Here is a 944-nt window from a genome sequence, read left to right on the forward strand (position 1 = left end):
GAAGCTGTTTAAACAAATAGGAAAATCCCCAAAGTAGGGTGAATTTTGAGGTGCGAACTTAAAAAACACAAAACAATGGGGATTCTCAGCAAAGATATGATCGAAAAATGGATTTTACCACAGTTGCCCATTGGCACTCGCGGATTTGAGACAAGAGTACCATTGATAGAAATAGTGGAATGTATTTTGTATCGGTTAAAAACAGGCTGCCAATGGCGGGAACTCCCTACCAAAGAATTTTTCAGTAGAAATGCATTGCACTGGAATACAGTCTATTATTATTTTAGCAAGTGGAGTAAAGCCGATTGTTGGAAAAAAGTCTGGCTGCATATTTTGGCTAATAACCTAAAATACCTCGATTTGTCAAGTATAGAATTAGATGGCAGCCATACTCGCTGCAAAAATGGAGGGGATGCAGTAGGGTATCAAGGCAGGAAGGCGGCTAAAACTACTAGTGCACTCTTTGTTTCTGATAATCAAGGAGTAATGTTGGCTATGTCCACTCCACAGGAAGGCCAACATCATGACCTTTTCCAAATTCAATTACTGTTTGAACAGATTTGTCTTCTATTAAAACAAGCGGGTATCAACCTGAAAGGCTTATTTTTAAATGCAGACCCCGCTTTTGATTCAGTAGAATTTGACATCGCTTGCCAAAAGGAAGATATCATCGCTAATGTGAAGCCTAATCCAAGAAACTCAATGGGGCAAAACGCTGCGACAGAAAATAAAAAAGCCTATCAAACTCGGACACATATCTTTGACGATGAACTGTATCGAGACAGGACTGTGATTGAGCATGCCAATGCCTGGTTAGATGGTTTTAAAGCATTATTGATCCGGTTTGAATGCTCTATTAACAATTGGATGAGTTTACATTTTATTGCTTTCTCCGTCATTTTCTTACGCAAAATCAAGCAAAAAACAAAAGTTTAAACAGCTTC

General features: G+C 38.7%; 1 protein-coding gene. It reads left to right on the plus strand.

Annotated features, from left to right (window positions below):
* The first annotated feature begins 96 nt into the window (after positions 1-96).
* Entirely contained in the window at positions 97-936 is an 840-nt protein-coding gene (locus tag QNI15_RS38860) for an IS5 family transposase (protein ID WP_314037597.1), read from the plus strand.
* The last annotated feature ends 8 nt before the right edge of the window (positions 937-944 follow it).

The sequence above is a fragment of the Xanthocytophaga flava genome, assembly GCF_030068545.1.
In the GTDB taxonomy this organism is placed as follows: Bacteria; Bacteroidota; Bacteroidia; order Cytophagales; family 172606-1; genus Xanthocytophaga; species Xanthocytophaga flava.